The organism is Paenibacillus terrae (assembly GCF_000943545.1).
Classification (GTDB): Bacteria; Bacillota; Bacilli; order Paenibacillales; family Paenibacillaceae; genus Paenibacillus; species Paenibacillus terrae_A.
The window spans coordinates 1-1,098 of sequence record NZ_JTHP01000176.1 but is presented as its reverse complement, the minus strand read 5'-3'; the positions used below and the strand labels follow the sequence as shown (position 1 = coordinate 1,098).

Sequence of the window (1,098 nt, the reverse complement as noted above, 5' to 3'; positions counted from 1 at the left end):
AACGTTCCCTTCAGTTCAAAGGTGGACTGCTCCACATACGCGCTCGACCGGGAATCCAGCATGTTGTGGAACAGCATGCCTTTTTGCATCGGCGTCATGGGGTACATATTCTCAAGCTCTTCGTCAGGCTGAATCTGCTCCACCATCCGGTCGAGTGCTTCCAGGCTTAAACCCGGAAGCAGCACATCACTCGGCGTCAATTCGGAGTGCTCCTGAGATGCACAATGCTGAATCACGTCCAGCACGTTCTGCTTGAATTGCTCTGCTAGTTGCTCAGCAGCATTTTGTTGGAGTGCCTTATTGTTGTATTGAATGCTTAGTTCCAGCATGCCATCTGTAACGAGTCCTCCCACGTCCATAACACAGGACATTTGGGTCAGTTCATGAGTATTAGCTCCGCTAGAATATGGAGAAAAATGCATGCCGCTATGCTGCAGTGTCTGATCAAATTCGCCCAAGTAATTAAAGCTGATCTGTGGATCGGCGTATGTTGCCCCGGACGGTCCGTTCTGGCTGAGATATCTCCAGATGCCGTACCCAATCCCTTTATGTGGAATGCTGCGCAGCATCTCCTTCATCCGTTTGATGTGCCCGGAGATATCATCTTCCCGGTTAATCCGCAGCAGCACCGGGTATTGACTCGTAAACCAGCCAATCGTCCGTGATATATCGATATCCTTCATGATTTCTTCCCGGCCATGGCCTTCGAGAAGAATCGCAACCTTTTCACTGCCAGTCCAAGCACTTAACGTCTTGCCGAGTGCCGTCAACAACAGATCGTTCACTTCTGTGTTGTACGCGCGGTGGGCTTGCTTTAGCAGTTGATCAGTCTCTTCCTTCGTAAGCCTCACATTTACGATACCCATGTCTTGCTGCATAAACCTATCGCTATGCTCTTGCGACACTGGAAGTTGGGGCGACTCGGATGCCGCCAGTTCATTCACTTGCTCCCAGTATACGTGCTCACTTTCCCTCTCAGGACTGTCGGCATAGGTTGACAACCGCTCCGACCAGACCCGGAAGGAGTCCGTTTTGGTCGGGAGCTGTATGGCTTCTCCACGTACAGCCTTCTCATAGGCATTCGACAAATCCTCCAGT

Annotated in this window: 1 protein-coding gene; it reads right to left on the bottom strand. The window is 51.0% G+C overall.

Annotated features, from left to right (window positions below; all coding sequences use genetic code 11):
- A partial coding sequence (locus QD47_RS29490; RefSeq protein ID WP_044649473.1) for a condensation domain-containing protein occupies positions 1-1,098 on the bottom strand: 1,098 nt, incomplete at both ends.